This is a genomic window from Aquirufa antheringensis (assembly GCF_023921165.1).
In the GTDB taxonomy this organism is placed as follows: Bacteria; Bacteroidota; Bacteroidia; order Cytophagales; family Spirosomataceae; genus Aquirufa; species Aquirufa antheringensis.
The window spans coordinates 721,420-743,552 of the sequence record NZ_CP049835.1; the positions used below are offsets into that span (position 1 = coordinate 721,420).

Annotated in this window: 22 protein-coding genes; 14 read left to right on the forward strand and 8 right to left on the reverse strand. The window is 42.5% G+C overall.

Annotated features, from left to right (window positions below; genetic code table 11):
- The first annotated feature begins 17 nt into the window (after window positions 1-17).
- The 5 genes from G9X63_RS03335 to G9X63_RS03355 all read left to right on the forward strand — a co-directional run bounded on the left by G9X63_RS03335 (window position 18) and on the right by G9X63_RS03355 (window position 5,435).
- The gene (locus G9X63_RS03335; protein WP_130923005.1) at window positions 18-710 is read left to right on the forward strand and encodes a DUF6089 family protein; all 693 of its coding nucleotides are present in this window, start codon (window positions 18-20) and stop codon (window positions 708-710) included.
- 71 nt (window positions 711-781) lie between these two features.
- Window positions 782-1,522, forward strand: coding sequence for an isoprenyl transferase (locus G9X63_RS03340; RefSeq protein ID WP_130895204.1), 741 nt, complete (start codon window positions 782-784; stop codon window positions 1,520-1,522).
- 16 nt (window positions 1,523-1,538) lie between these two features.
- Entirely contained in the window at window positions 1,539-4,193 is a 2,655-nt protein-coding gene (gene bamA, locus G9X63_RS03345) for an outer membrane protein assembly factor BamA (protein WP_130895205.1), read from the forward strand.
- Window positions 4,194-4,195: 2 nt separating this feature from the next.
- Window positions 4,196-4,780: an OmpH/Skp family outer membrane protein gene (locus G9X63_RS03350; RefSeq protein WP_252624323.1), complete on the forward strand. Its 585-nt coding sequence runs from the start codon at window positions 4,196-4,198 to the stop codon at window positions 4,778-4,780.
- A gap of 46 nt (window positions 4,781-4,826) precedes the next feature.
- Window positions 4,827-5,435 (forward strand): OmpH/Skp family outer membrane protein, encoded by a 609-nt coding sequence (locus G9X63_RS03355; protein ID WP_130895207.1) that lies wholly within the window; start codon window positions 4,827-4,829, stop codon window positions 5,433-5,435.
- A gap of 49 nt (window positions 5,436-5,484) precedes the next feature.
- On the opposite strand, the gene G9X63_RS03360 is transcribed toward G9X63_RS03355, so the two are convergent.
- From G9X63_RS03360 to G9X63_RS03370, 3 genes are read right to left on the reverse strand one after another with little or no spacing between them, the layout of a single operon-like run.
- Window positions 5,485-6,216, reverse strand: a complete 732-nt coding sequence (locus tag G9X63_RS03360) for a sulfite exporter TauE/SafE family protein (protein WP_252624325.1) — start codon at window positions 6,214-6,216, stop codon at window positions 5,485-5,487.
- Window positions 6,217-6,220: 4 nt separating this feature from the next.
- Window positions 6,221-6,796, reverse strand: coding sequence for a lipoprotein signal peptidase (locus tag G9X63_RS03365; protein ID WP_338079078.1), 576 nt, complete (start codon window positions 6,794-6,796; stop codon window positions 6,221-6,223).
- Window positions 6,793-7,992: a proline dehydrogenase family protein gene (locus G9X63_RS03370; protein WP_130895210.1), complete on the reverse strand. Its 1,200-nt coding sequence runs from the start codon at window positions 7,990-7,992 to the stop codon at window positions 6,793-6,795. The genes G9X63_RS03365 and G9X63_RS03370 overlap by 4 nt, the downstream gene beginning before the upstream one ends.
- A gap of 106 nt (window positions 7,993-8,098) precedes the next feature.
- Between G9X63_RS03370 and G9X63_RS03375 the strand changes: the two genes are divergently transcribed.
- A complete protein-coding gene (locus G9X63_RS03375) occupies window positions 8,099-9,193 on the forward strand; it encodes a chorismate mutase (protein ID WP_130923009.1) in 1,095 nt (364 codons plus the stop codon).
- Between the two features lie 317 nt (window positions 9,194-9,510).
- Here the strand turns inward: G9X63_RS03375 and G9X63_RS03380 are convergent, their stop codons facing one another.
- Entirely contained in the window at window positions 9,511-10,398 is an 888-nt protein-coding gene (locus G9X63_RS03380) for a DMT family transporter (RefSeq protein ID WP_252624327.1), read from the reverse strand.
- A gap of 60 nt (window positions 10,399-10,458) precedes the next feature.
- Here G9X63_RS03380 and G9X63_RS03385 point away from each other — a divergent pair, with 60 nt between their 5' ends.
- The 4 genes from G9X63_RS03385 to gatC are packed head-to-tail and all read left to right on the forward strand — an operon-like array spanning window position 10,459 to window position 12,804.
- Complete coding sequence (locus G9X63_RS03385; RefSeq protein ID WP_252624331.1) at window positions 10,459-10,830, forward strand: Rid family detoxifying hydrolase; 372 nt, start codon at window positions 10,459-10,461, stop codon at window positions 10,828-10,830.
- 5 nt (window positions 10,831-10,835) lie between these two features.
- A complete protein-coding gene (gene gltX / locus G9X63_RS03390; RefSeq protein WP_252624333.1) occupies window positions 10,836-12,338 on the forward strand; it encodes a glutamate--tRNA ligase in 1,503 nt (500 codons plus the stop codon).
- 6 nt (window positions 12,339-12,344) lie between these two features.
- On the forward strand, window positions 12,345-12,527 hold the full coding sequence (locus G9X63_RS03395; RefSeq protein WP_130895215.1) for a hypothetical protein: 183 nt from the start codon (window positions 12,345-12,347) through the stop codon (window positions 12,525-12,527).
- A complete protein-coding gene (gene gatC / locus G9X63_RS03400) occupies window positions 12,517-12,804 on the forward strand; it encodes an Asp-tRNA(Asn)/Glu-tRNA(Gln) amidotransferase subunit GatC (protein ID WP_130923013.1) in 288 nt (95 codons plus the stop codon). The genes G9X63_RS03395 and gatC overlap by 11 nt, the downstream gene beginning before the upstream one ends.
- Window positions 12,805-12,815: 11 nt before the next feature.
- Here the strand turns inward: gatC and aroB are convergent, their stop codons facing one another.
- Window positions 12,816-13,844: a 3-dehydroquinate synthase gene (aroB, locus tag G9X63_RS03405; RefSeq protein ID WP_130923014.1), complete on the reverse strand. Its 1,029-nt coding sequence runs from the start codon at window positions 13,842-13,844 to the stop codon at window positions 12,816-12,818.
- A 111-nt stretch (window positions 13,845-13,955) separates the two neighbouring features.
- On the opposite strand from aroB, the gene G9X63_RS03410 reads away from it, so the two are divergent.
- Entirely contained in the window at window positions 13,956-14,939 is a 984-nt protein-coding gene (locus G9X63_RS03410) for a pyruvate dehydrogenase complex E1 component subunit beta (protein ID WP_130923015.1), read from the forward strand.
- Window positions 14,940-15,196: 257 nt separating this feature from the next.
- Here G9X63_RS03410 and G9X63_RS03415 read toward each other — a convergent pair whose 3' ends face one another.
- Complete coding sequence (locus G9X63_RS03415; RefSeq protein ID WP_252624336.1) at window positions 15,197-16,672, reverse strand: Do family serine endopeptidase; 1,476 nt, start codon at window positions 16,670-16,672, stop codon at window positions 15,197-15,199.
- 144 nt (window positions 16,673-16,816) lie between these two features.
- On the opposite strand from G9X63_RS03415, the gene lysS reads away from it, so the two are divergent.
- Window positions 16,817-18,532 carry a lysine--tRNA ligase gene (lysS, locus tag G9X63_RS03420; RefSeq protein WP_252624340.1) on the forward strand — a complete coding sequence of 572 codons (1,716 nt, stop codon included), beginning with the start codon at window positions 16,817-16,819 and terminating at the stop codon, window positions 18,530-18,532.
- A 152-nt stretch (window positions 18,533-18,684) separates the two neighbouring features.
- Here lysS and G9X63_RS03425 read toward each other — a convergent pair whose 3' ends face one another.
- Window positions 18,685-18,879: a cold-shock protein gene (locus G9X63_RS03425; RefSeq protein ID WP_130895221.1), complete on the reverse strand. Its 195-nt coding sequence runs from the start codon at window positions 18,877-18,879 to the stop codon at window positions 18,685-18,687.
- A 211-nt stretch (window positions 18,880-19,090) separates the two neighbouring features.
- On the opposite strand from G9X63_RS03425, the gene G9X63_RS03430 reads away from it, so the two are divergent.
- The gene (locus G9X63_RS03430; RefSeq protein ID WP_130895222.1) at window positions 19,091-19,312 is read left to right on the forward strand and encodes a PspC domain-containing protein; all 222 of its coding nucleotides are present in this window, start codon (window positions 19,091-19,093) and stop codon (window positions 19,310-19,312) included.
- Here the strand turns inward: G9X63_RS03430 and G9X63_RS03435 are convergent.
- The gene (locus tag G9X63_RS03435) at window positions 19,309-20,301 is read right to left on the reverse strand and encodes a glycosyltransferase family 2 protein (protein WP_252624342.1); all 993 of its coding nucleotides are present in this window, start codon (window positions 20,299-20,301) and stop codon (window positions 19,309-19,311) included. The two genes, G9X63_RS03430 and G9X63_RS03435, sit on opposite strands and share 4 nt — an antisense overlap.
- A gap of 85 nt (window positions 20,302-20,386) precedes the next feature.
- Between G9X63_RS03435 and G9X63_RS03440 the strand changes: the two genes are divergently transcribed.
- Entirely contained in the window at window positions 20,387-22,102 is a 1,716-nt protein-coding gene (locus G9X63_RS03440) for an amino acid permease (protein ID WP_252624344.1), read from the forward strand.
- Window positions 22,103-22,133: the final 31 nt, after the last annotated feature.

Here is a 22,133-nt window from a genome sequence, read left to right on the forward strand (position 1 = left end):
CTTATCTTTGTAGATTGATGAAAAAGAACTTCTATTTATTGCTTTTACTTACGTTGTTTAGCTTGTCTGCAAGCGCACAACGCTGGTCTTATGGTGCTGGTTTAGGAGGCTCCCTCTACCACGGAACCTGGGCAAATTGGCATACACTCCCTAACAATAAGGAGTTTGCGATGACTCGTCCTGCCTTAAATCTGCAGGTGCGCTATCAAAACAGCCCCACTTTTGCTTACCGACTTCAAGCCGTGTTTACGGATTTGAAAGGTGGCACCGGTAACCGTGTTTCTCCGGTGACAGTGGCGCTTCCTGTAACGAATTTTGCAACGTCCATATTCGGTTTAGACGCCTTGGTGGAATATAATTTCTTGAATTACCAAAACTCCGTTAGACGCGTAAACAACTGGACGCCCTATTTCTATGCGGGTATTTCTACGGTTTTTGCCAAAGTATCCGGCAACCAAGATGGCGTCGGTTTCAAGACCAATACGAAAATGAATTATGCCTTGCCTTTCGGGGTTGGGGTGAAATACCAACTGTCTCCTAGCTGGGGAATTCAATTCGATTTAGGGGCGAGAAAGACCTTTACAGATGCATTAGATCGTCCTTTGTCAGAGGGCGAAGCATCCTTTAATCTGACGAAAGGGGATCAATTTCTGAATTCCTCCCTCACCGTTACCTACACGATTCAATCCGTTTTTTGTCCTACCTATTAACAAGTTTTAATTGGATAGGGTGGCCAATATGACTACATTTGCCCCTTATTGATTACAAATTCTGAATTACATTGAAAGAGTTAATTGATCTACATCATGTTCCTGTTCACATCGCCGTTATTATGGATGGTAATGGACGTTGGGCTAAGCAACAAGGCATCATGGATCGTGTTTTTGGACATAGATCTGCCTTGAAAGCGGTGCGGGAGACCATCGAAGGTTGTGGAGAATTAGGAGTGAAGTTTTTGACCTTGTATGCCTTTTCTACAGAGAATTGGAATCGGCCTAAAGCAGAGGTAACTGCCTTAATGAGTCTTTTAGTGGGCGCCATTAAAGATGAATTGCCTGGAATGATCCAGAAAGATATTCGCCTGAAAGCGATAGGGGATCTCAGTAAATTACCCGCCTCATCCCGCGCTGAATTAGAAAAAGCGATGGAGAAAACGGCGAACAATCAGGGATTGACCTTGAATTTAGCCTTGTCTTATTCCGGTAAATGGGATCTAGTACAGGCGACTCAGCAGATTGCTGAGAAAGTAAAAAGTGGCGAATTAAACGCAGCATCGATTACGGCTGATACGATAAACGAGTACTTGTCTACGGCAGGAATGCCTGACCCTGATTTAATGATCAGAACAGGGGGAGACCACCGGATTAGTAATTTTATGTTGTGGCAATTAGCCTATGCAGAGTTGTATATTTTTGAAGATTTGTTTTGGCCTGATTTTAGAAAAGAACATCTAAATGAAGCGATTATAGACTTTCAAATGCGTGAGAGACGTTTTGGAAAGATTAGTGAACAATTAAATTAAGGGCTGAGGCCCCCGTATGAAAAAATCAATTGCCATCCGATTACACAATAACCGTAGCCTCTTTTTTGGCCTACTTATTTTTATCCTAGGAGCTTATTCTGCCTCTGCCCAAATTTTGGGTGGCGCTCGTTCCCTCAGCTCTGCACTGCCTGAAACCAATTTCTCGTATGCTGATCCGAAGGAATATACCATTGCGGATATTCAAGTAACGGGTTCTCAGTTTTACGACGGAACTTCGATGATTAATATCTCCGGTCTTCAAGTGGGAGATAAAATCAAGGTTCCAGGTGATGCGATCGGTTCTGCGATTCGCAAGATCATGAATCAAGGGATTTTAGATGAAGTCCAAATCTATGCCACGAAGGCCGAGGAAGGAAAAATTTGGTTGATGATCGAATTGAAAGAACGTCCTCGTTTATTCTCTATCCAATACACAGGGATCAGAAAAGGCGAGCAAGAAGCTTTGAACGAAAAGATGAAGACGTATAAAGGTAAGATCATCACAGAGACGCTTCGTAAAAACTTAGAATTAACGATTCGCAAATATTACCAAGAAAAAGGTCGCCTTAATGCGAAGACCAAGTCGACGATTAAGACAGACACCTTGCGTGGAAACAATGCCATCCTTCAAATTGCAGTAGATAAAGGGGAGAAGGTGAAAGTAAACAAAATCATCATTAACGGGATTGACGAAAGTCAGCGTTCACTGATTTTGCGTAAGATTAAAAATACCAAGCAGATTCGTTTTGGCCGTATTTTCAAGCCGTCTAAATTCGTTCCTAAGAAATGGGATGAAGACAAGGAAAAGTTACTAGCGGCGATGAATAAATTAGGTTACCGTGATTTCCAATTGAAGTCTGACTCCATTGGTAATTTCAATAAAGAGTCCATTAACCTAGTACTAACTATTGAACAAGGGCGAAAATATTATTACCGCACTATTCGATTTGAAGGAAATTACATTTACCCAGATTCTTTATTGCGCGATGTATTAGGCGTTAAGAAGGGGGATGTCTACAATACAGAAGAATTAGACAAGAAAATGAATTCAAATCCAGGCGAGGATTTAAGTTCAGTTTACATGGATAATGGGTATCTATACTACCGAGCAGAACCTGTAGAAACGGCTATCGAGGGCGATTCCATCGACTTGACCATTCGCATCTCAGAGGGAAAGCAAGCGACCATTAATAAAGTTACCTTGAACGGAAATACGAAGACTTCAGATCACGTGGTGATGCGGGAGATTCGGACGCTTCCGGGTCAAAAATTCAATAAGTCTGCCATCATTCGTACCGTACGTGAGCTTTCGACGATTGGTTATTTTAACCCGGAGAAGATTAGCCCTAACCCGATTCCGCGTCCAGACGGAACCGTGGATATCGAGTACAATGTAGAAGAGAAAGCATCCGATCAAATTGAACTTTCAGGAGGTTGGGGTGGCTACATCGGTTTTGTAGGTACTTTAGGGGTTGTTTTTAATAACTTCTCGGCTAAGAATATCTTTAATCCGAAATCATATCATCCATTGCCTGCAGGGGATGGCCAAAAGCTAGCTGTTAAGTTCCAAGCAAACGGAGCATCGTTCCAGAATTACAGCTTAACATTTACGGAGCCTTGGTTAGGGGGTAAGAAACCTAATTCTTTCTCTATTTCCTTAAATAGCAGTATTTCCTACCCTTATAAATTCCGCCAAACGGGTTATAACAACTTTGGTGGTAGTGGACTAGGTGGTTACGGCGGAGGCTATGGTGGTTATGGTGGCTATGGAAGTGGTTACGGCGGTTACGGTGGTGCGCTGGGTGGTGGCTACGGAAATTATGCGGTGCCGGATTCCTTAGTAGACGCGCACTTTAACGTAACGAGTTTGTCTTTAAGCTTAGGAAAAAGATTAAAGTGGCCGGATGATTACTTCTCGTTAAGTCATTCCTTAGCTTTCTCGCGTTTCGATGTGGATCGTTACTATACGTGGGCTTATCCTCAAGGTATTTCTACGTCTGTCACGTTCATGACGAATCTTTCGAGAAATAGTATTGATAATCCTACTTTCCCACGTTCAGGGTCTAGTTTCTCTTTATCAGGTACTTTAACGCCTCCGTTCAGCATGTTAGGCTTGAATAAGGATAACTTATTGATTGAGTATCATAAGTGGATGATGGACGCGAGTTGGTTTAGTCCATTAGTAGGTAAATTCATCTTACATACGCGCGCTCACTTAGGTTTCTTAGGTTCTTATGGGGGTAAAGAGATTACTCGCTTTGAGCGCTTTGATTTAGGGGGCTCTGGTATGGTGCAAGGATTCTCCTTTAACCGGGATATCGTAGGTCTAAGAGGATACAAAGACCGCGTTATTGGGCCTTCAGGTTCGTATGGTAACGGTGGGGTTGCTTATAACAAGTTTGTGATGGAAGTGCGTTATCCTGTATCCTTAAACCCATCAGCGACGATCTTCGTTTTAGGTTTTGCGGAGGGTGGGAATAACTTCTCTTCTTTAGGGGAATACAATCCATTTAATCTATATAAGTCGGCTGGATTTGGAGCGCGTATCTTTATGCCAGCCTTTGGTATGATTGGAATTGATTATGGTATGGGCTTTGATAAGCCGCGTCCAGGAGAATCAGATTTTGGCCGTCAAGCCTTCACTTTCTCGATTGGTCAACAACTTAGATAGGAATGAGACGTTTGTTGCTTATATCGCTGGGGATTCTGTTTTTTGCAAGCCACACGTTTGCACAGAAGTTCGGTTATGTAGACACGGAATTTATTACCTCTAAGATGCCGGATTATGCGAAAGTCCAGCAGCAAATCGATCAGAATACGAAGACTTGGTTAGCTGAAGTAGAAAAGAAAAAGTTGAGTGTAGAGAAGCTCGAAAAGGAATACAAGCTAGAGGAGCTTTTATTAACGGAGGATTTGAAGCAGCAACGACTAGCGGAGATTCAATCGAAGAGCAAAGAGGCGAAGGCTTTTGAGAATCAGGTTTTTGGGGAAGAGGGAGAGTTGTTCAAGTTAAAGCAAGCAGCCTATAAGTCGATCTTAGATCAAATTTCGAAGGCGATTGAGAAGGTGGTTCGGGCGAAACGTTTGGATTTTATCTTTGACAAAGCAAATGATGGATTAGTCCTCTTGTACACAAATCCGGTTCATGACTATTCTGACTATGTTTTAGAAGAATTAGGACTAGAGTTAGATCCTAATTTGGTAGAAAAAGCAAAGAAAGAGGAGGCGCAAGAGCCGAAAAGTCCTAAAAAGAATTAATTTTACCCTAAATAATACAGAGAACACAAACAAATTATTAATACACATGAAAAACAAGTTTATTTTGGCCGCAGGCCTACTTTTCGGATTAGCTGCGTTGCCTGCAACGGCTCAAGTAAAAATCGGATTCATCTACCAAGAGAAAATTTATAGCCAAATGCCTGAGGCTAAGCAAGTAGAGGAAGATTTGAAAAACACGGAGAAGCAATACCAAACCTTGATCCAAGCTAAAATCAAAGATTTCCAAGACAAAGCGGCTGTTTACGAGAAAATGCCAGCTAACACGTCTGACATCATCAAGCAAGACAAAGAGAAGGAATTACAAAACTTACAAACTTCGATCCAAGAGTTTCAACAAAATGCACAAACTTCGATTCAAAAGAAGCAAGCTCAATTGTTACAACCTATCGTGAAGAAGATAGAAGAGAACATGCACGCTGTGGCAAACGAGAATGCATACACATTCGTATTCAACAACTACGAGCCAGGAACAGGTGCTAACCCTGTTTTATTGCACTTCCCAGCGGAGGCAGATATTTCAGACTTAGTATTAAAGAAAATGGGAATTACGCCTCGTCCAGCAGGTGCTCCAGCTCCAGCGGCAGCGGCTCCAGCAGCAGCGCCAGCAGCGAAGCCAGCAGCTCCTAAGAAGTAATGGCTAAAGCCTTTATAAGGAAGCCTGATCGGAAACGGTCAGGCTTTTTTTATGCCCTAAAGTATTGGATCGTTTGTAGAATAGAAATGGTTCCTATTACGCCTAAGACAACGTAATGAAAGTATTTCTCAGGGATGAAGGCTAATATCTTTTTGCCTAGGTAGGAGCCTACAATAGCGATGACAATGAGAAAAGGAATCAGCATAAGATGTTCGCTTGTAAAATATCCCTGCATAATATAGACCACGGCTCTACTTGAATCCACGCCTAGATCGATCAGGGCAGATGTGGCTATAAATATATCTTTTTCCAGGCCAAAAGCCGCCAGCGTAATTCCCCTTATAGCTCCACCCGTACCGATTAGACCCGCTAAAAATCCAGAAATAATACCGCCCGTATACAGATTGAAATTCGTTTGTTTAATTTTTTTGCCTGCCCCTGAAATCAAGAATACGGTTAATCCCAGGATGATTAAATTCATGCTGAGCTCAATCTCTTTCAAAGGAATAACGGAGGTCAAATAAGCTCCCAAAATCACGAAAAGGACAGCGGGAATCCCTAATTTTAGGGCGATTTTTTGGTGGATTCCTTTTTGGAAAAGAAAAATCTTTGATAGATTACTAAATACATGGAAAACGGCTGTGATGCCTAATACCAGTTTGAAATCAATAAAAAGCGATGCTAAAGGAACGAATAGGATAGAGGATCCAAAACCACTAATCGTACCAACGATCTCCGCTAGCAAGGCTAATAAAAAGAAAAGATAAAAGCCTTGATTCATTTGCTTACTCCTTGATGAGAAACTTGTTCTGAAAAAACAGGATGGCCATTACCCCACAAAAGATGGCCGCGTCCGCGAAATTAAAGATAGGGGTAGAATAATAGGAACCACCCCAAAGTGGAATCCACGAAGGCAACGGACCCTCATAGAAATCCGCAAAGAACATATCGATGACTTGGCCGTGAAACCAGCTCATCGGAGCTCCTGTGGGCGCATTATTAAACCAAACCCCATAAAATACGGAGTCAATTAGGTTGCCAATCGCACCCCCTAAAATCAAAGCTACGGATATTAAAAGGCCCGTAGGGCTCTTCTTAACAGTTAAGGAATGTAGGTAGTAGCCTATTCCGAACATAGCTACGATGCGGAAGGTCGTCAAGATTAATTTGCCCCAAATCGACCCGATTTGAATTCCAAAGGCCATGCCCGGATTTAAGGTGTAATGTAATTTGAAAAAGTCGCCTATCAGAGGGATTTGGCCAAAATAACCAGGCTCCATCCAGGTATGCACCGCTAGTTTAATTCCCTGATCTAGGGCAATAATCAACAGACTTAACAGGAAATAGCGGTAGTTTTTCATGCGTTGTTTCGGCGGTTTACTTCTTTTTGTAATAAGGCAAATTCGCGGGACGTTTGTCCAGCGATGGAACTATTTTCTTCTGCGCGTCTAAATAAATAGGGCATTACCGCATCTACCGGGCCGTAAGGTACGTATTTGGCCACATTATAGCCAGAGGCAGCTAAATTATAAGAGATGTTGTCAGACATACCTAATAATTGCGCGAAATAGATATTGGGATGATTGCTAGGGATTTGCAAGGCGTTCATCGCATCACAAAGTCGTAAACAGCTCGACTCATTGTGTGTTCCCATGCAGAAATGAACGCGATCCACGTGTTTTAAGCATAATTCAACGCCTAAATCATAATCGCGATCTGTATCTTCTTTACAGACGTGAAGGGGTTCGGAATACTCGTCTTCGTGCGCTTTTTGGCGTTCTTTTTCTAAATAGGCCCCTCGCACTAATTTAACTCCTAGGAAATAGTTCTTTTCCTCCGCCGCTGCGATTGCCTCTTTTAAGTTCGCTAGCATATCGTGGCGGTACATTTGGAAGGTATTGTAGATGATGGCTGTTTCTTGATTGTATTTTGCCATCATTTCGTAGGTCAATTGGTCGATCGTTGTCTGGATCCAGCTCTCCTCTGCATCGATGAATAAGCGAACCTTTAAGGCGTGTGCTAGGTCACAAATTTCGATTAATAAGTCTTTGCTATGGTTAAATAATTCCTGCTCCTCCTCACTTAAAGCTGCTTCGGTTTGTGCTTTCTCCAAAAGTTCTGCCTTAAAGATCCCCGTTACCTTAAATACGGCGAAGGGAATGGCCGGATTTTCGGCGGATTTACGGATGGTTTTGAGGATTTCTTCCTTGGTTTTTTGGAAAGATTTTTCGCTTTCTTCCCCTTCTACTGAGTAATCCAAAATGGTCCCAATTTTCGCTTTTTCAAGTTCTTGAATCGTTGATTCACAGCCATCTATGGTTTCTCCCCCACAAAATTGAGCGAAAATGGTACTTTTTATGATTTTTTTAACCGGAAAATGCAGGAAAAGGAACAATTTGATGAAAAAAGTGCCTAAATTTACGAGCCAATTTTGGTTCATTGTGGCGAAAATCCAATAGGACTTCTTCAGCTGAAAATTGTCTTTCGAAGCAAAGGCGATTTGCGTATCCTCAAAAGATAAACTTACAGAGGATTGTGTTGATGATTTTTTTGTCATTTGTGCGAAAAATTGTTGCAAATATAAGTGAATTATTATCGATTGCTTAAGAAATAAATAAACAAATCAATAGGGGACGGAAGTCCTCGTTAACCGTCAGATTATTATGAATGCCAATTTAGACATTGTACCGATGCAGGACTGGATTCAGACGAACGGCAAGCCCTTGATTATCGCGGGTCCCTGTTCAGCTGAGACAGAAGAGCAAGTATTAGAAACCGCTCGCCGTATCAAAGCGGAGGGTTATGCTCACATCATGAGAGCGGGTGTTTGGAAACCTCGTACACGTCCAGGCAGTTTTGAAGGGATGGGAGAACCAGCTTTGAAATGGTTAGTAGAAGCAAAGAAAGAAACAGGATTACCTTTAGCGATTGAAGTAGCTACTCCAGAGCACATCGAATTAGCCTTGAAATATGGCGTTGATGTTTTATGGATCGGTGCTCGTACAACGGTTAACCCGTTTAACGTACAAGATTTAGCGGATGCTTTGAAAGGAGTAGACGTTCCTGTATTAGTAAAGAATCCAGTGAATCCAGATTTAGCTCTTTGGGTAGGTGCTTTCGAGCGTCTTCAAGGATCAGGTATCAAGAAATTAGGTGCTATCCACCGTGGTTTCTCGAATGCACAAGAAACAAAATACCGTAACTCACCTATGTGGGCGATGGCAGTTGAATTAAAGCGTTTGTTCCCTCAAATGCCTTTAATCGGAGACCCATCTCACATGGCAGGTAAGCGTGCGTTATTGATGGAATTATCTCAACGTATTTTGGATTTGAACTACGATGGTATGATCATCGAGACTCACCGCGATCCAGATGCAGCGTGGTCAGATGCTTCACAACAAGTAACTCCGGAGAAATTAGGCGAAATGTTACGTGACTTAGAAGTTCGCAACGCGAGCTATGGCGCAGACTTCTCTGATGAATTAGCAGGTCTTCGCGAGAAAATCGATAACATCGACCGTGAATTATTAGAGGTTTTGGCTGCTCGTATGTCAGTAGTAGAGAAATTAGGGGAATACAAGCGTGATAACAACGTAGCGGTATTGCAATTAGATCGTTGGAAGCAATTACACAACGACCGTGCAAACCAAGCGAAAGGTTTAGCTTTATATCCAGAATTCGTAGAAGAACTATTCAAATTAGTTCACTTAGAGTCTATCCGTAAGCAAACCGAAGTGATGAATAATGCAGCGGTTTAATCGAGGAGCGATTAAACAGTCGTCACTTCGAGACTTAGTCATCGCTACGCGATTTAGTCGCGACTGCGTCGCTTAGTCCTAAGAAATAGTTTGAGAATAGCCCTGGTTCATCTGGGGCTATTTTTATTTAAAGTCATTAGGTCGCCGCAAGCGGCTTAGTCGTCATTGCATGACTTAGTCATCGCTACGCGATTTAGTCAAAAAAAACTTTAAAATTTGAACACGGACAAAGACGAAGTCGACTAAGTTGCGAAGCAACGACTAAGCGACAAAGTCGCGACTAAGTCACGCAGTGACGACTAAGTCCGTAGGACGACTCAACCGCGTCGACTAACCGCGTACCCCGCCCACACAATCAGTCCCATCCCCAGAATGGTAATGAAATCGGGGAACCCGTGGCCTAGAATTACCTCAATCGCAATAGAAAAGATAACGGCGCTATTTCCCACTACGCCTACGATGCTGGCTTTTTCGTTCAATAGCGCCTGTGTCGTAAAGTATTGAACGCCTAAAGCTAAGAGACCCATCACTAAGGCCCAGATCCATTCCGCGAGAGAGGGCTGCACCCAAACACCCGTCACGAAGCTATTCTCAAAACCACCTAGCGTTCCCGTTAAAAGGGAAAGGGTCGAAGCGATTAATCCTGCCCCCATAAAGGAAACGACGACCCAGCGGGAGTCATAATACTTTTGGGCCTCTTTGATCGCTAAATAGCCTAAGGCTGTTCCCATAGCGTAGATGATTCCGGTACTATGATGCCAAAGCGATCCACCGCTGTCGGGTTGGAAAATGAGCAAGATACCGAAGAAGCCGATGAGCAGAAATAAAACTTGTTTGCTGGAAAGTCCCTCATTTGGCAATAAAAAGAAGCTAAAAACGGCGATGAAGAGCGGGAATGCCTGGCCATAGGTGTTCGTTAACGATAGTCCTAGGTGTTCCAGCGTGTAGAAGAGGCAATACAAGGTGAAGGCGCCTAAAAGTCCGCGTAGGATAATGAAATAGAGTTTGCCTCCCGCTTGAACGGCTGGTTTGCGGTAAAGGCTTGTTAATAAAAAGGGGAGACCTACGGCACTTCGAAAAAAGACGAGTTGAATGGAGCTGAACGTGTGGCTCATTTCTTTGGCGATCGCGGACATAATCGCGAAGCAAAGCGAGGAGAGCAACATGAAAAAGACCCCTTTATTGGAGTAAATTCGTTTCAACATCTGTATTTAAATTTCGAGGATTAGCTCAAATTTTGGTAACTTGCATTTCATTTCAAAGGTATGACAAAAAAAATAATTTTATCTCCTGAAGCACCTGCTCCCATCGGACCTTATTCCCAGGCAGTTGAGGTGAACAACACGCTTTATGTGTCTGGACAGATTGCTTTGGCAGTTTTCGAGGCAGGTGGATCGATCGAAGAAGAGACGAATCAAGTGATGTTGAATTTGCAACATATTTTGACAGCGGCGGGCTATACGTTCGATCACGTCGTGAAATGTTCCATTTTCGTGAAGGATATGGGTCATTTTGGCCAAATAAATGAAGTCTACGGTCGTTATTTCGTTCAAAATCCTCCCGCTAGAGAGACGGTAGAGGTGGCACGCTTGCCTAAGGATGTGCGTGTTGAGATTTCGTGTATTGCCTATAAATAATAACTATGTCTGATTCAGTACGTGTTCGTTTTGCGCCTAGTCCTACGGGACCACTCCACATCGGAGGGGTAAGAACCGCTTTATATAATTACTTGTTTGCCCGCAAAATGGGGGGTAAATTCTTGTTACGTATCGAAGATACCGACCAGGCGCGTTTTGTGCCGGGAGCGGAAAACTATATTTTAGAGAGCTTAGCTTGGTTAGGCATCAGCCCAGACGAGGGTGTAGGGGTGGGTGGACCACACGAACCCTACCGCCAAAGCGAACGCAAAGACCTCTACAAAGCCTATGCGGATCAATTATTAGCAGATGGCAAAGCCTATTACGCCTTTGATACCTCAGAGGAATTAGATGCGATGCGCGCTAGTTTTGAAAGCCAAGGTTCTGCCTTCCAATACAATTCTTTGACTCGCGTGAAGTTGAAAAATTCGATTGTCTTGGACCCGGCTGAGGTGGAGGAATTGATCGCTTCGGGAACACCATACGTGATTCGTTTGAAAGTTCCAGCGAAAGGGGAGGTGCGTTTCCAAGACAGCATTCGCGATTGGGTTCACGTGCACACGTCCAGCATTGATGACAAAGTCTTGATGAAGTCGGACGGAATGCCTACCTACCATTTGGCGAACGTGGTGGATGATCACATCATGGAAATTACCCACGTGATCCGTGGAGAAGAATGGTTGCCATCAGCACCATTGCATATTTTATTATACCAAGCATTTGGTTGGAAAGCGCCTCAGTTTGCTCATTTACCTCTATTATTAAAACCAGAGGGGAATGGTAAGTTGTCCAAAAGAGACGCGGATTTAGGTGGTTTCCCGGTATTCCCCATGGAATGGACGGATCCTGCGACGGGTGCGGTTTCTAAAGGATTTAAGCAAGAAGGCTACCTGAAGGAAGCCACCTTGAATTTCTTAGCTTTCTTAGGCTGGAATCCAGGCACAGAGCAAGAGATGTTTAGTTTGACAGAACTAGCGGATGCTTTTTCTTTAGAGCGCATTAACAAAGCAGGCGCGAAGTTCGATGTAAAAAAAGCCCAATGGTTTAATGAGCAATACATTAAGCAACAAGATCCAGCAGCTTTAGCCGCAGATTATTTGCCTAACTTACCAGCTGATCAGGGTCTTGCCTTTGTGACTTTATTCTTAGATCGCATTACGTTCCCACAAGAATTAGCGGTGAAAGTGGCAGAGTTCCAAGCGCGTCCAGCGATTTATGATGAAGCGGTATTAGCTTCGAAGTGGAATGCAGATGCGTTGAGTGGATTGCAATTTATTGCACAATCTTTACCTGGTGTGGATTCGTGGGAGCCAGAAGGCATCAAGCACGCGATTCATGAGGTTTTAGAGGCGAATGGTATTAAGATGGGCAAAGTGATGCAGATTTTGCGCGTGGCCTTGAGTGGAAACGGAGCAGGTCCAGATTTGATGATTTCGATGCAATTATGGGGTAAAGCGGAGGTGATCGAGCGATTGTCTACGGCTTTGGCAAAATTCCCAGCACTATAAAAGAACATGGCCAAAAAGGACAAAAAGAAGGAATTGCCCACCGTTCATCCAGAATTAGCGGGATTTGAAATGAATATCGATTCATTAGGCACGATTACGTCTAGCCTTGATCGAGATCGTTTGAATGCTTTTTTGGATAAGCACATGCCCGAGGATAAAAAATTAAAACCGAAAGAAAATGAAGGTTAGTCAAGAAGATGTGAAGAAAGTCGCGCATTTGGCTCGATTAGAGATGCCCGAATCTAAATTAGGCGAAATGCAAGATTCTATTAACAAGGTTTTAGTCTGGATGGAAGCGCTAAATTCGGTGGACACAACGTCTGTGGAGCCTTTGGTCCATATGACCTCTGCCTTAAATCATTTCCGCGAAGACGAGGGTAAAGTGACTTTAGATCGTGCCAAAGCCTTAGCTTTAGGTCCTGACACAAATGATACCTATTTCAAAGTGCCGCAAGTAATCGAATAATAATGGAATAATTAGCCAATATAGTACTCAATCGCCTTTTTCATTTCCGATTTACTCACCGGAATATCATAGCCGCAATCTCCAATACCCGTTAACAGCGAGAAGCGAACTTCTCCACCTTTGTTCTTCTTGTCTTGAAGCGTTAATGCTATAATCGCAGGAATTTCAGACGCTTTCAGCGGCACCTTTCCATAGGTCTCAAACAAGTATATTTCGATATCACCTAATTCTTGTTCGCTAATCAATCCCCGTTGAAAGGCTACGAAAGCTTCCATAATCATTCCTACGGCGATTGCTTCCCCGTGTAAGATCTTACGCTTTCCTTGATCCAATAAGAACGTTTCCACCGCATGACCTAAGGTATGTCCCCAATTTAAGATCTTGCGTAACCCTTTTTCGGTCGGATCCTCAGCCACCACTGCCTTTTTAATTTCGACGGAATGTTCTATAAGTGAGGAGAAATCGACCTCCGAGAAATCTGTGTGGCTGATTTGTTCCCATTTCTCTGCATCACGAATCAGGCAATGCTTGATGATTTCTGCATATCCTGAAAGTTTTTGAGAAGCCGGTAAAGTTTGAATGAAAGTAGGGTCGATTAATACCGTTTTAGGTAAATTGAATACCCCAATGTGGTTCTTCAAACCCTGAAAATCAACTCCTAATTTTCCTCCCACACTCGCATCTACTTGCGCTAAGAGCGTCGTAGGAATCTGAATAAAATCAATTCCACGTTTGTACGTGGAAGCACAAAATCCACCTAAATCACCGATCACTCCACCACCCAAATTAATCAATAAGCCATGCCGGTCCATATTCGCCTTTGTCATCGCTTCCCACACTTTTTCGCAAGTTGCTAAATGCTTGTTATTCTCTCCAGACTTAATCTGAATCTTGATGAAGCTCTTGGGTAAATAGGCTTGAATTAACGGAAGGCAATGTTTTGAAGTCTGCTCGTCTACCAGAACCGCTATTTGCAAATAGGAATTTTGGCTCAAAAAAGCCGGCAAAGAATTTGAAATAGCTGCGATTTCTACTGACATAGGATTTTTTCTTCAATGGATTCCTCAAAATTACCATGATTTTGTGAAAATGGACTATTTTTTGCCTAATTTTGTACCCGCTTGTTAATCCCACAAGATTTACATTTTTTTATGAGAGAAATTCAGTTTAGAGAAGCCTTACGTGAGGCGATGTCAGAGGAAATGCGTCGTGATGCATCTGTTTTTTTAATGGGTGAGGAAGTGGCGGAATACAATGGAGCCTACAAAGTTTCCCAAGGAATGTTAGATGAATTCGGTCCGGAGCGTGTAATTGATACGCCGATTGCTGAATTAGGTTTTGGTGGTATTGCCGTAGGTGCTTCTGCGAATGGCCTTCGTCCCATCGTTGAATTTATGACCTTCAACTTCTCTTTAGTCGCAATTGACCAAATTATCAACTCTGCGGCTAAATTGATGTCTATGTCCGGTGGGCAATTTTCTTGTCCTATCGTTTTCCGTGGACCTACGGGAAATGCTGGCCAATTATCTTCTCAGCACTCGTCTAACTTCGAGAACTGGTTTGCTAACACTCCAGGTTTAAAAGTAGTCGTACCTTCTAATCCTGCAGATGCGAAAGGTTTAATGAAATCAGCGATTCGTGATAACGATCCGGTGATCTTCATGGAATCGGAAGTAATGTACGGTGACAAAGGTTTAGTACCTGAAGGCGAATACTTAATCCCAATCGGCAAAGCGAATATCGTAAAACCAGGTTCAGCGGTAACGATCGTAACTTTTGGTAAAATGCTTTCTCGTGTGGTGATGCCAGCGGTAGAGGAATTAGAGAAGCAAGGAATCTCTTGCGAAGTAATCGACTTACGTTCTGTTCGTCCGATTGATTATATCACCGTGGTAGAATCAGTGAAGAAAACGAATCGTTGCGTTGTAGTAGAAGAAGCGAATCCATTATCTGCAATCTCATCTGAGATCGCTTATCACTTACAACGTTGGGCATTTGATTACTTAGATGCGCCTGTTGTTCGTGTAAACTCACGTGACTTACCACTTCCATACGCACCTACCTTGATCGAAGAAATTCTTCCAAGCATCGAGCGTACGATCCAAGCGGTTAAAACAGTAACTTATAAGAAGTAATTACCTTCTTCAGTGTATAAAAAAAAGCCGGAGTTTCGCGAGAAGCTTCGGCTTTTTTTAGTGGACAGTTAACAGTCGCGACTTTTTAAAGTTCAAAGAGCAAAGTTCAAAGTTCAAAGATGGTATCGCCTGGGGCGATTCATTTGTGAAGTATTTTTCACAATTTCATCCGCGAAGCGGATTCAAACTTTATACTCTATGCTTTATTCTTTGTGCTCTACTCTCTACTCTACTGACTACTGTTTACTGGTTACTGTTTACAACACATAGATAAACCTCGACCCATCCACATCCACACCTTCCAGCTTGATGCGTCCTTTTCTGGATTCTAAAGCCTCAACTGCCTCCTTAGGACTGTTTATTGCGCGGTCATTGATCTTAGTGATCACAGAACCTTTCGCAAGTCCGTACATTTCTAAACGGCCATCCGGTAATACTTCGGCGATCTTCACACCTGAACTAACTCCGAATTTCTTCATTTCAGCAGGAGTCAAGCTCGCAAACTTAGCGCCTAAGAATTCTGATTTCGCTGATTCAGTAGAATTATCGCCTTTTACGATTTCGGTGTTGCCGTCTTTGTTCTTTAAGGTAACCTTGAATTCTTTTGTAGCGCCATCGCGGTTAACGGTTACTTGAATAGCCTCACCTGGGCGCTTGCGGCTAACGATTTCCATTAATTTCGAAGATGATTTAGTCTCTACTCCGTCGATCTTCACGATCACATCATTGATTTTGATACCTGCATCTTTCGCAGCTGAGTTTTCAGAGAAACCACCCACGTACACTCCGGCGCTAGTTTTAAGGTCTTTTTCGTCCGCTAGTTTGGCATTCACCTCAGAGATTTGAACTCCTAAGAAACCGCGCTGAACGTTACCGTATTTGATTAAGTCACCTGACACTTTCTTCACGATGCTCACAGGAACGGCGAAAGAATAGCCGGCGAATTGACCTGTACGAGAATAGATGGCGGTATTGATACCGATTAATTCTCCTTTTAAGTTCACCAAAGCCCCTCCAGAGTTGCCTGGATTAACGGCGGCATCCGTTTGGATGAAGGACTCTAATGGATTAACATCTGGAGAATCGCGGTCGATGATGTTTTGGCGACCTTTGGCAGACACGATACCTGCAGTAACCGTTGACTCTAAATTAAAGGGATTACCCACGGCTAATACCCATTCGCCCACGCGCAGGGCGTCTGAATCGCCAAAAGTCAAGAAAGGTAAATTCGTTTCCTTGATTTGGATAACCGCTAAATCCGAAGATGGATCTGTTGAAATGACTTTGGCCTTGTACTCGCGCTTGTCATTTAGAATGACCGTCACTTCTGAAGCTTCAGCCACCACGTGATTATTCGTTACGATATAGCCATCGGCTGAGATGATGACGCCAGAGCCAGACGCTTCCTGTGGTTGTTGCTGTTGTCTACGACCACCGCCACCGAATGGATCGCCAAATCCGAAGAAATCATCAAAAGGGCTCGAAGATTGTTGTCTTTGGCGTACTTCCATTTTCGTCTTAATATGAACTACCGCAGGAGTAGTTTTCTCGGCAGCATAGGTGAATTCCCCAGGATTACCGGGTACGTTTGGATTAGATACGGAAGTAGTAAAAGCGGAGGGTGCATCCGAGAATCCGGATGAGTTTCCTAAATTAAAAAGAGAATAGGCACCTAAAGTGACTCCACTGGACATTAATGCAATGATCGCATACGACTTAAGCTGATTATTCATTTTTATTTTTGATTTAAATTTAAAAATTACTGCTGCGAAATTAATCGAAAATTCGCCTCGCACAACCTCATTAACAAGTTTTAAGAGTTTTAAATCCCAAAGGAAATGGCTAATTTTGTGGTTCATTCGTAAAAACACGTTCAAATGATTTTAAGTGAGCAAGAATTATTGAGGAGACAAAAGCGCCAAGAATTATTGGCGATGGGAATTGATCCTTATCCTGCACAGGAATACCCGGTGAATGTTTATTCTGATCAGATTTTGGCAGAATTTAAACCGGAGTCTGGAAACTTCCAAGACGTCGTATTAGCAGGTCGCTTGATGGGCTTCCGTATCATGGGAAATGCCTCTTTTGCGGAACTTCAGGACGCGAATGGCCGTATTCAATTGTACTTCCGCCGCGACGACCTTTGTTCGGGCGAGGATAAAACCTTGTACAATACGGTATTTAAAAAGTTACTAGACATCGGTGACATCATCGGTGTAAAAGGATATGTTTTCACGACGCAGATGGGAGAAATCTCCGTTCACGTACGTGAGTTTACGATTCTCTCCAAAGCCTTAAAGCCACTTCCTGTCGTTAAAGAAGCAGATGGCCAAACATACGACGCCTTTTCTGATCCAGAAATGCGTTACAGACAGCGTTACGTAGATTTAATCGTTAACCCTTCCGTAAAGGATATCTTCATCAAGCGTGCGAAGATCATCTCCACGATGCGTGCGATGTTTGACGAACGTGGTTGGTTAGAGGTGGAAACACCGGTATTGCAAGCGGTACACGGTGGAGCTTCGGCTCGTCCGTTCAAAACCCATCACAATACTTTAGATATGCCTCTTTATTTGCGTATCGCAAATGAATTATATTTGAAGCGTCTAATCGTAGGTGGATTTGATGGCGTTTATGAGTTCGGTAAAATGTTCCGTAATGAAGGAATGGACCGCACGCACAACCCAGAATTTACCTCATTGGAATTCTATGTAGCCTACAAGGATTACAACTGGATGATGAACCTGACGGAGTTAATCTTCGAAACGGTTGCCTCTCGTTTACACGGGAAAACCAAAATCGCGGTAGGGGAGAACGAAATTGAATTTGCTGGACCTTATCCTCGTTTAACTATTTCAGGTGCTATTTTACAGTATTCCGGAGTAGATGTGGATGCCTTGTCAGAAGATGAATTGCGCGCGAAGTGTGTGGAATTCGGAATGGAAGTGGACAAAGGAATGGGCAAAGGAAAGCTGATCGATGAGTTATTCGGCGAGAAAGTAGAAGCAAACTTGATTCAGCCTACCTTCATCACGGATTACCCAGTGGAGATGTCGCCTTTAACGAAGAAGCACCGTTCGAAAGAAGGTTTAGTAGAGCGTTTCGAGTTATTTGTGAATGGTAAAGAAATCGCGAATGCTTACTCTGAATTAAATGATCCAATCGATCAAAAAGAACGTTTCGAAGATCAATTAGCCTTAGCAGAGCGCGGAGACGACGAAGCGATGGCGATGGATCACGATTTCATTCGTTCACTTGAATATGCGATGCCACCTACCTCAGGTATTGGTATCGGAATTGACCGCTTAACGATGTTGATGACGAATCAATCGTCTATTCAGGAAGTATTATTTTTCCCTCAAATGCGGGCAGAAGTGATTAAGGAAGTGGATTCTGAATCAGCTTTCGCGGAAAGAGGCATCTCTGAAGTATGGATTCCTGCCTTACAGAAGATGGGTATTTTAACCTTAGAAGCATTGGATGCAGCAAACCCGAACAAAGTATTCAATGACTTAGGTGGGATGCGCAAAAAATTAAAGATTGATGCGGCATTGCCCACGAAGGACGAAGTGACTGCTTGGATTCAAGGATAATCGCTTTACCCTATTGCATAAAAAAAGCCTTCCGTTAAGAAGGCTTTTTTTATTTCTCTTTAACTAGAGATCAATGTTGCAATTTTTGTAGGTAAACCTAAATATATATTGTAAAATACTGATTTGCTCTAATCAAAAAAACGAAAGAAAAATTAGATTTTCTTTACGTTGATAGCGTTTGCGCCACGCTTTCCATCAGTAACTTCATAAGATACTGAATCATTTTCGCGGATAGTAACACCTGAAAGGCCAGTTACGTGTACGAAAATGTCTTCACCTGTTTGATCGTCAACGATGAATCCGAAACCTTTCGTCTCGTTGAAAAATTTTACTTTACCAGTTTGCATAAAAAAAATGTTAAAAATATTAATGCCATCCAGACGAAAGTCTTTCAAGCTCTCAAATGTAGAAAAAAAACAATTGTATGCAAGACTTTTAAAATAATAAATCACTTATTTGAAAATATAATTATATTATTCATATAAAATATATAACTATTTTAATTATGTGTCATTTGCGTTTAAATTTGACTAAATTTGTTCCTTCAATCAATCACTTATGGAAAAGCTGAAATTTTTTGTTGAGAATCAGGCATTTGGCGTGTGTACTCACCTAGGAGAGAAGTTTAAAATCTCCACAAGTAGTATTCGATTGTACTTTATCTACACCTCGTTTATCACGATGGGTTCCCCGGTGATTATTTATTTGATTTTGGCTTTTTGGATGAATATCCGTCGCTATTTACGTCAAAGAAATAACCCAAGTGTCTGGGATATCTAAAATTTGATTTGATTGAATTTCTTTTTGCCTCGAAGGAAATAGTCGACTAGAATGTTTCCTGAATAACTTTTTATCCAGTTTTTCTGAACAGGGGACGCTTTTGGTTCGAAGAACAAATAGTGATAGAAGCCATAATGGGCTTTTAAGATCGCTAAAAAGGAACTGAGTTTTCCTTCTGTTAAAAATTTGATTCCTGCGATTCCGTCTAAGATCATTCGGATGAAAATAGTCTTAAAACGTAAAGAGGGTTCTACGTTTTTATAGAGCAAAATCAAGTTATTACGGAAATTCAGGTAGGTTTTGAAAGGATTTTCTTTGTTTAACGTCCCGCCACCTACGTGTAATACTTCACTTTCAGCCACTGCTGCGATGGAATATCCTGCTCTTTGCATGCGCCAGCAAAGGTCGATTTCTTCCATGTGAGCAAAAAGGTAAGCGTCTAATCCTCCTACTAAGTGAAAAACCTCAGCTCGAACCATTAAACAGGCGCCCGTCGCCCAGTTTACCATGGAGGTTGCATATTGCCCCTCATTTTTTTCAATGGTATCGAATAGTCTTCCGCGGCAGAAAGGGTATCCGTAGGAATCCCAAAATCCACCCGCAGCTCCCGCGTATTCAAAATACTCCGGTTTATGATAATCTAATAGAAACGGTTGTGCCGCAGCAACGGAAGGATTTGCTTCGAAATAGGCTACTAATGGTTGTAACCAATTTTTACGTGGCGCTATATCGGAATTCATTAGCACGAAATAGTCGGCTTGTATTTGGCCTAAAGCAAAATTATAGCCACCCGCATAGCCTAAATTCTCAGCCCAGGAAAGGACGGAAACGCTAGGAAAATCAGCTGCTAATAAGGCCAAAGAATCATCAGAAGAGCCATTGTCGGCTACATAAATCGCCGCATCCTGCGTGTTTTCGAGGACGATAGGCAAGAAGTCGGCTAAGAATTTCCGACCATTGTAATTTAAAATAACGACGGCGACTGACATGTCACAAAGGTAATCGAAATCAATCAAATTAGAATTTCTTTCAGAAAGATGTATTTTTGTCTCTTCATTAACAATCCAATACCGTATGTGGTCAAGTTTTTTTCGCAAGAAATCCATCGATAAAATTATTTCAGATCAGTTAGAGATTGAAAGCATAGAGGGTAATTCTATGGACAGAAATCTGGGAGTGCGCGATTTGACCTTTATGGGTGTGGCGGCCATCATCGGGGCGAGTATTTTCTCTGCGATCGGTCAGGCATCTGCAAATGGCGGTCCAGCGGTATCGATGTTATTCGTGTTTACGGCGATGGCCTGTATGTTTACGGCCTTCTGTTATGCACGTTTTGCAGCTACCGTTCCTATTTCTGGTAGTGCTTACACCTATGCTTATACGAGTTTGGGTGAGATTGTTGCCTGGATCTTAGGATGGAATTTACTGTTAGAATATGCCATTTCGAACGTAGCTGTGGCTATTTCGTGGTCAAAATACTTTGTGGATTTGTTAGAAGGTTTAGGTGTTCACGTGCCAGAGTTTATGACGATGGATTATTTGTCTGCCAAAAGAGCCTTCACCGAAACCTCCTCCGCACTAGCTAGTGGCGAGAAATTTGAAGCTTTATCTGTTAACCTACGCGAAGGTTTTACCGCCTATCAATCGGCTCCTACCATTTTTGGTTGGCATTTTGTCGCTAATATTCCGGCGCTTTTGATCACGGTAGCCATTACCTATTTGGTCTACATTGGAATTAAGGAGTCTAAAAACACGAACAATATTCTGGTGATTTTGAAACTATTGGTCATTATGATTGTAGTAGGGGTGGGCGCTTTTTATGTGCAGGTAGAGAACTGGACACCCTTTGCACCGAATGGAATTTCTGGGGTGTTGAAAAGTGTGGCGGCCGTTTGTTTTGCTTACATCGGTTTCGACTCGATCTCGACTACCGCAGAAGAATGCAAGAATCCGCAGCGGGATATTCCCAAAGCCATGATGTATGCCCTAATCATCTGTACGGTCCTTTACGTATTAGTTACCTTGGTTTTAACGGGTATTGTGCCATCTGAAAATTTAGCTGGAATTGAGGATCCTTTGGCCTTCATGTTTATGCAAGTAGGCTTGCCAGGTGTAGCTGGAATCGTAGCAGCGAGTGCGGTCATTGCCTTAACCTCTGCTTTGCTTGTTTATCAATTAGGTCAGCCTCGTATTTGGATGACGATGTCTCGTGATGGTTTATTGCCAAAAGCCTTTTCTCGAATTCACCCTAAATACCGCACTCCTTCGTTCTCGACGATCATGACGGGCGTTTTAGTAGGTGTTCCTGCTTTGTTTGCAAACTTGGAAGAGGTGATCAATTTAAGTAGTATCGGAACGCTCTTCGCCTTCGTATTAGTCTGCGGTGGTGTTTTAGTATTAGATCTAGATCCAGAGAATCAAAAGAAATCCAAATTCAAGATCCCTTACATCAATTCAAGCTACTATGTGGGTTTGTCGCTTATTTTAGCGCTTGGTCTGATTTCCTATTCAGGTGTAAATCTGGGCGAATGGTTAGGGGGGCTATATTCAGGTGAAACGAAGGCGGATCACTTTATCATGTTCGGGTTCTTTATCATCTGGTCTGTAATGTCCTTCTTCAGTGTAACCAAGAAATTATCATTAATACCTGTCTTGGGATCATTAGTTAACCTCTATTTAATGACTCAAATGGGCTCTACGAACTGGGAACGTTTTATGTACTGGTGCTTGGCGGGGGTGGTTATTTATTTTGGGTATAGTTATCGGAAGTCGAAGTTGAACGTTAAATAATAGAGCATAGATTATAGAGTAGAGAGTATAG

Coding starts and splice junctions, on each gene's coding strand:
- lysS (WP_252624340.1), top strand. CDS start 16,817: ATGATTTTAAGTGAGCAAGAATTATTGAGGAGACAAAAGCGCCAAGAA.
- G9X63_RS03350 (WP_252624323.1), top strand. CDS start 4,196: ATGAGACGTTTGTTGCTTATATCGCTGGGGATTCTGTTTTTTGCAAGC.
- G9X63_RS03440 (WP_252624344.1), top strand. CDS start 20,387: ATGTGGTCAAGTTTTTTTCGCAAGAAATCCATCGATAAAATTATTTCA.
- gatC (WP_130923013.1), top strand. CDS start 12,517: ATGAAGGTTAGTCAAGAAGATGTGAAGAAAGTCGCGCATTTGGCTCGA.
- G9X63_RS03380 (WP_252624327.1), bottom strand. CDS start 10,398: ATGTTGAAACGAATTTACTCCAATAAAGGGGTCTTTTTCATGTTGCTC.
- G9X63_RS03395 (WP_130895215.1), top strand. CDS start 12,345: ATGGCCAAAAAGGACAAAAAGAAGGAATTGCCCACCGTTCATCCAGAA.
- G9X63_RS03375 (WP_130923009.1), top strand. CDS start 8,099: ATGAATGCCAATTTAGACATTGTACCGATGCAGGACTGGATTCAGACG.
- gltX (WP_252624333.1), top strand. CDS start 10,836: ATGTCTGATTCAGTACGTGTTCGTTTTGCGCCTAGTCCTACGGGACCA.
- G9X63_RS03335 (WP_130923005.1), top strand. CDS start 18: ATGAAAAAGAACTTCTATTTATTGCTTTTACTTACGTTGTTTAGCTTG.
- G9X63_RS03360 (WP_252624325.1), bottom strand. CDS start 6,216: ATGAATCAAGGCTTTTATCTTTTCTTTTTATTAGCCTTGCTAGCGGAG.
- G9X63_RS03425 (WP_130895221.1), bottom strand. CDS start 18,879: ATGCAAACTGGTAAAGTAAAATTTTTCAACGAGACGAAAGGTTTCGGA.
- G9X63_RS03410 (WP_130923015.1), top strand. CDS start 13,956: ATGAGAGAAATTCAGTTTAGAGAAGCCTTACGTGAGGCGATGTCAGAG.
- G9X63_RS03370 (WP_130895210.1), bottom strand. CDS start 7,992: ATGACAAAAAAATCATCAACACAATCCTCTGTAAGTTTATCTTTTGAG.
- G9X63_RS03430 (WP_130895222.1), top strand. CDS start 19,091: ATGGAAAAGCTGAAATTTTTTGTTGAGAATCAGGCATTTGGCGTGTGT.
- G9X63_RS03415 (WP_252624336.1), bottom strand. CDS start 16,672: ATGAATAATCAGCTTAAGTCGTATGCGATCATTGCATTAATGTCCAGT.
- G9X63_RS03435 (WP_252624342.1), bottom strand. CDS start 20,301: ATGTCAGTCGCCGTCGTTATTTTAAATTACAATGGTCGGAAATTCTTA.
- aroB (WP_130923014.1), bottom strand. CDS start 13,844: ATGTCAGTAGAAATCGCAGCTATTTCAAATTCTTTGCCGGCTTTTTTG.
- G9X63_RS03365 (WP_338079078.1), bottom strand. CDS start 6,796: ATGAAAAACTACCGCTATTTCCTGTTAAGTCTGTTGATTATTGCCCTA.
- G9X63_RS03385 (WP_252624331.1), top strand. CDS start 10,459: ATGACAAAAAAAATAATTTTATCTCCTGAAGCACCTGCTCCCATCGGA.
- bamA (WP_130895205.1), top strand. CDS start 1,539: ATGAAAAAATCAATTGCCATCCGATTACACAATAACCGTAGCCTCTTT.
- G9X63_RS03355 (WP_130895207.1), top strand. CDS start 4,827: ATGAAAAACAAGTTTATTTTGGCCGCAGGCCTACTTTTCGGATTAGCT.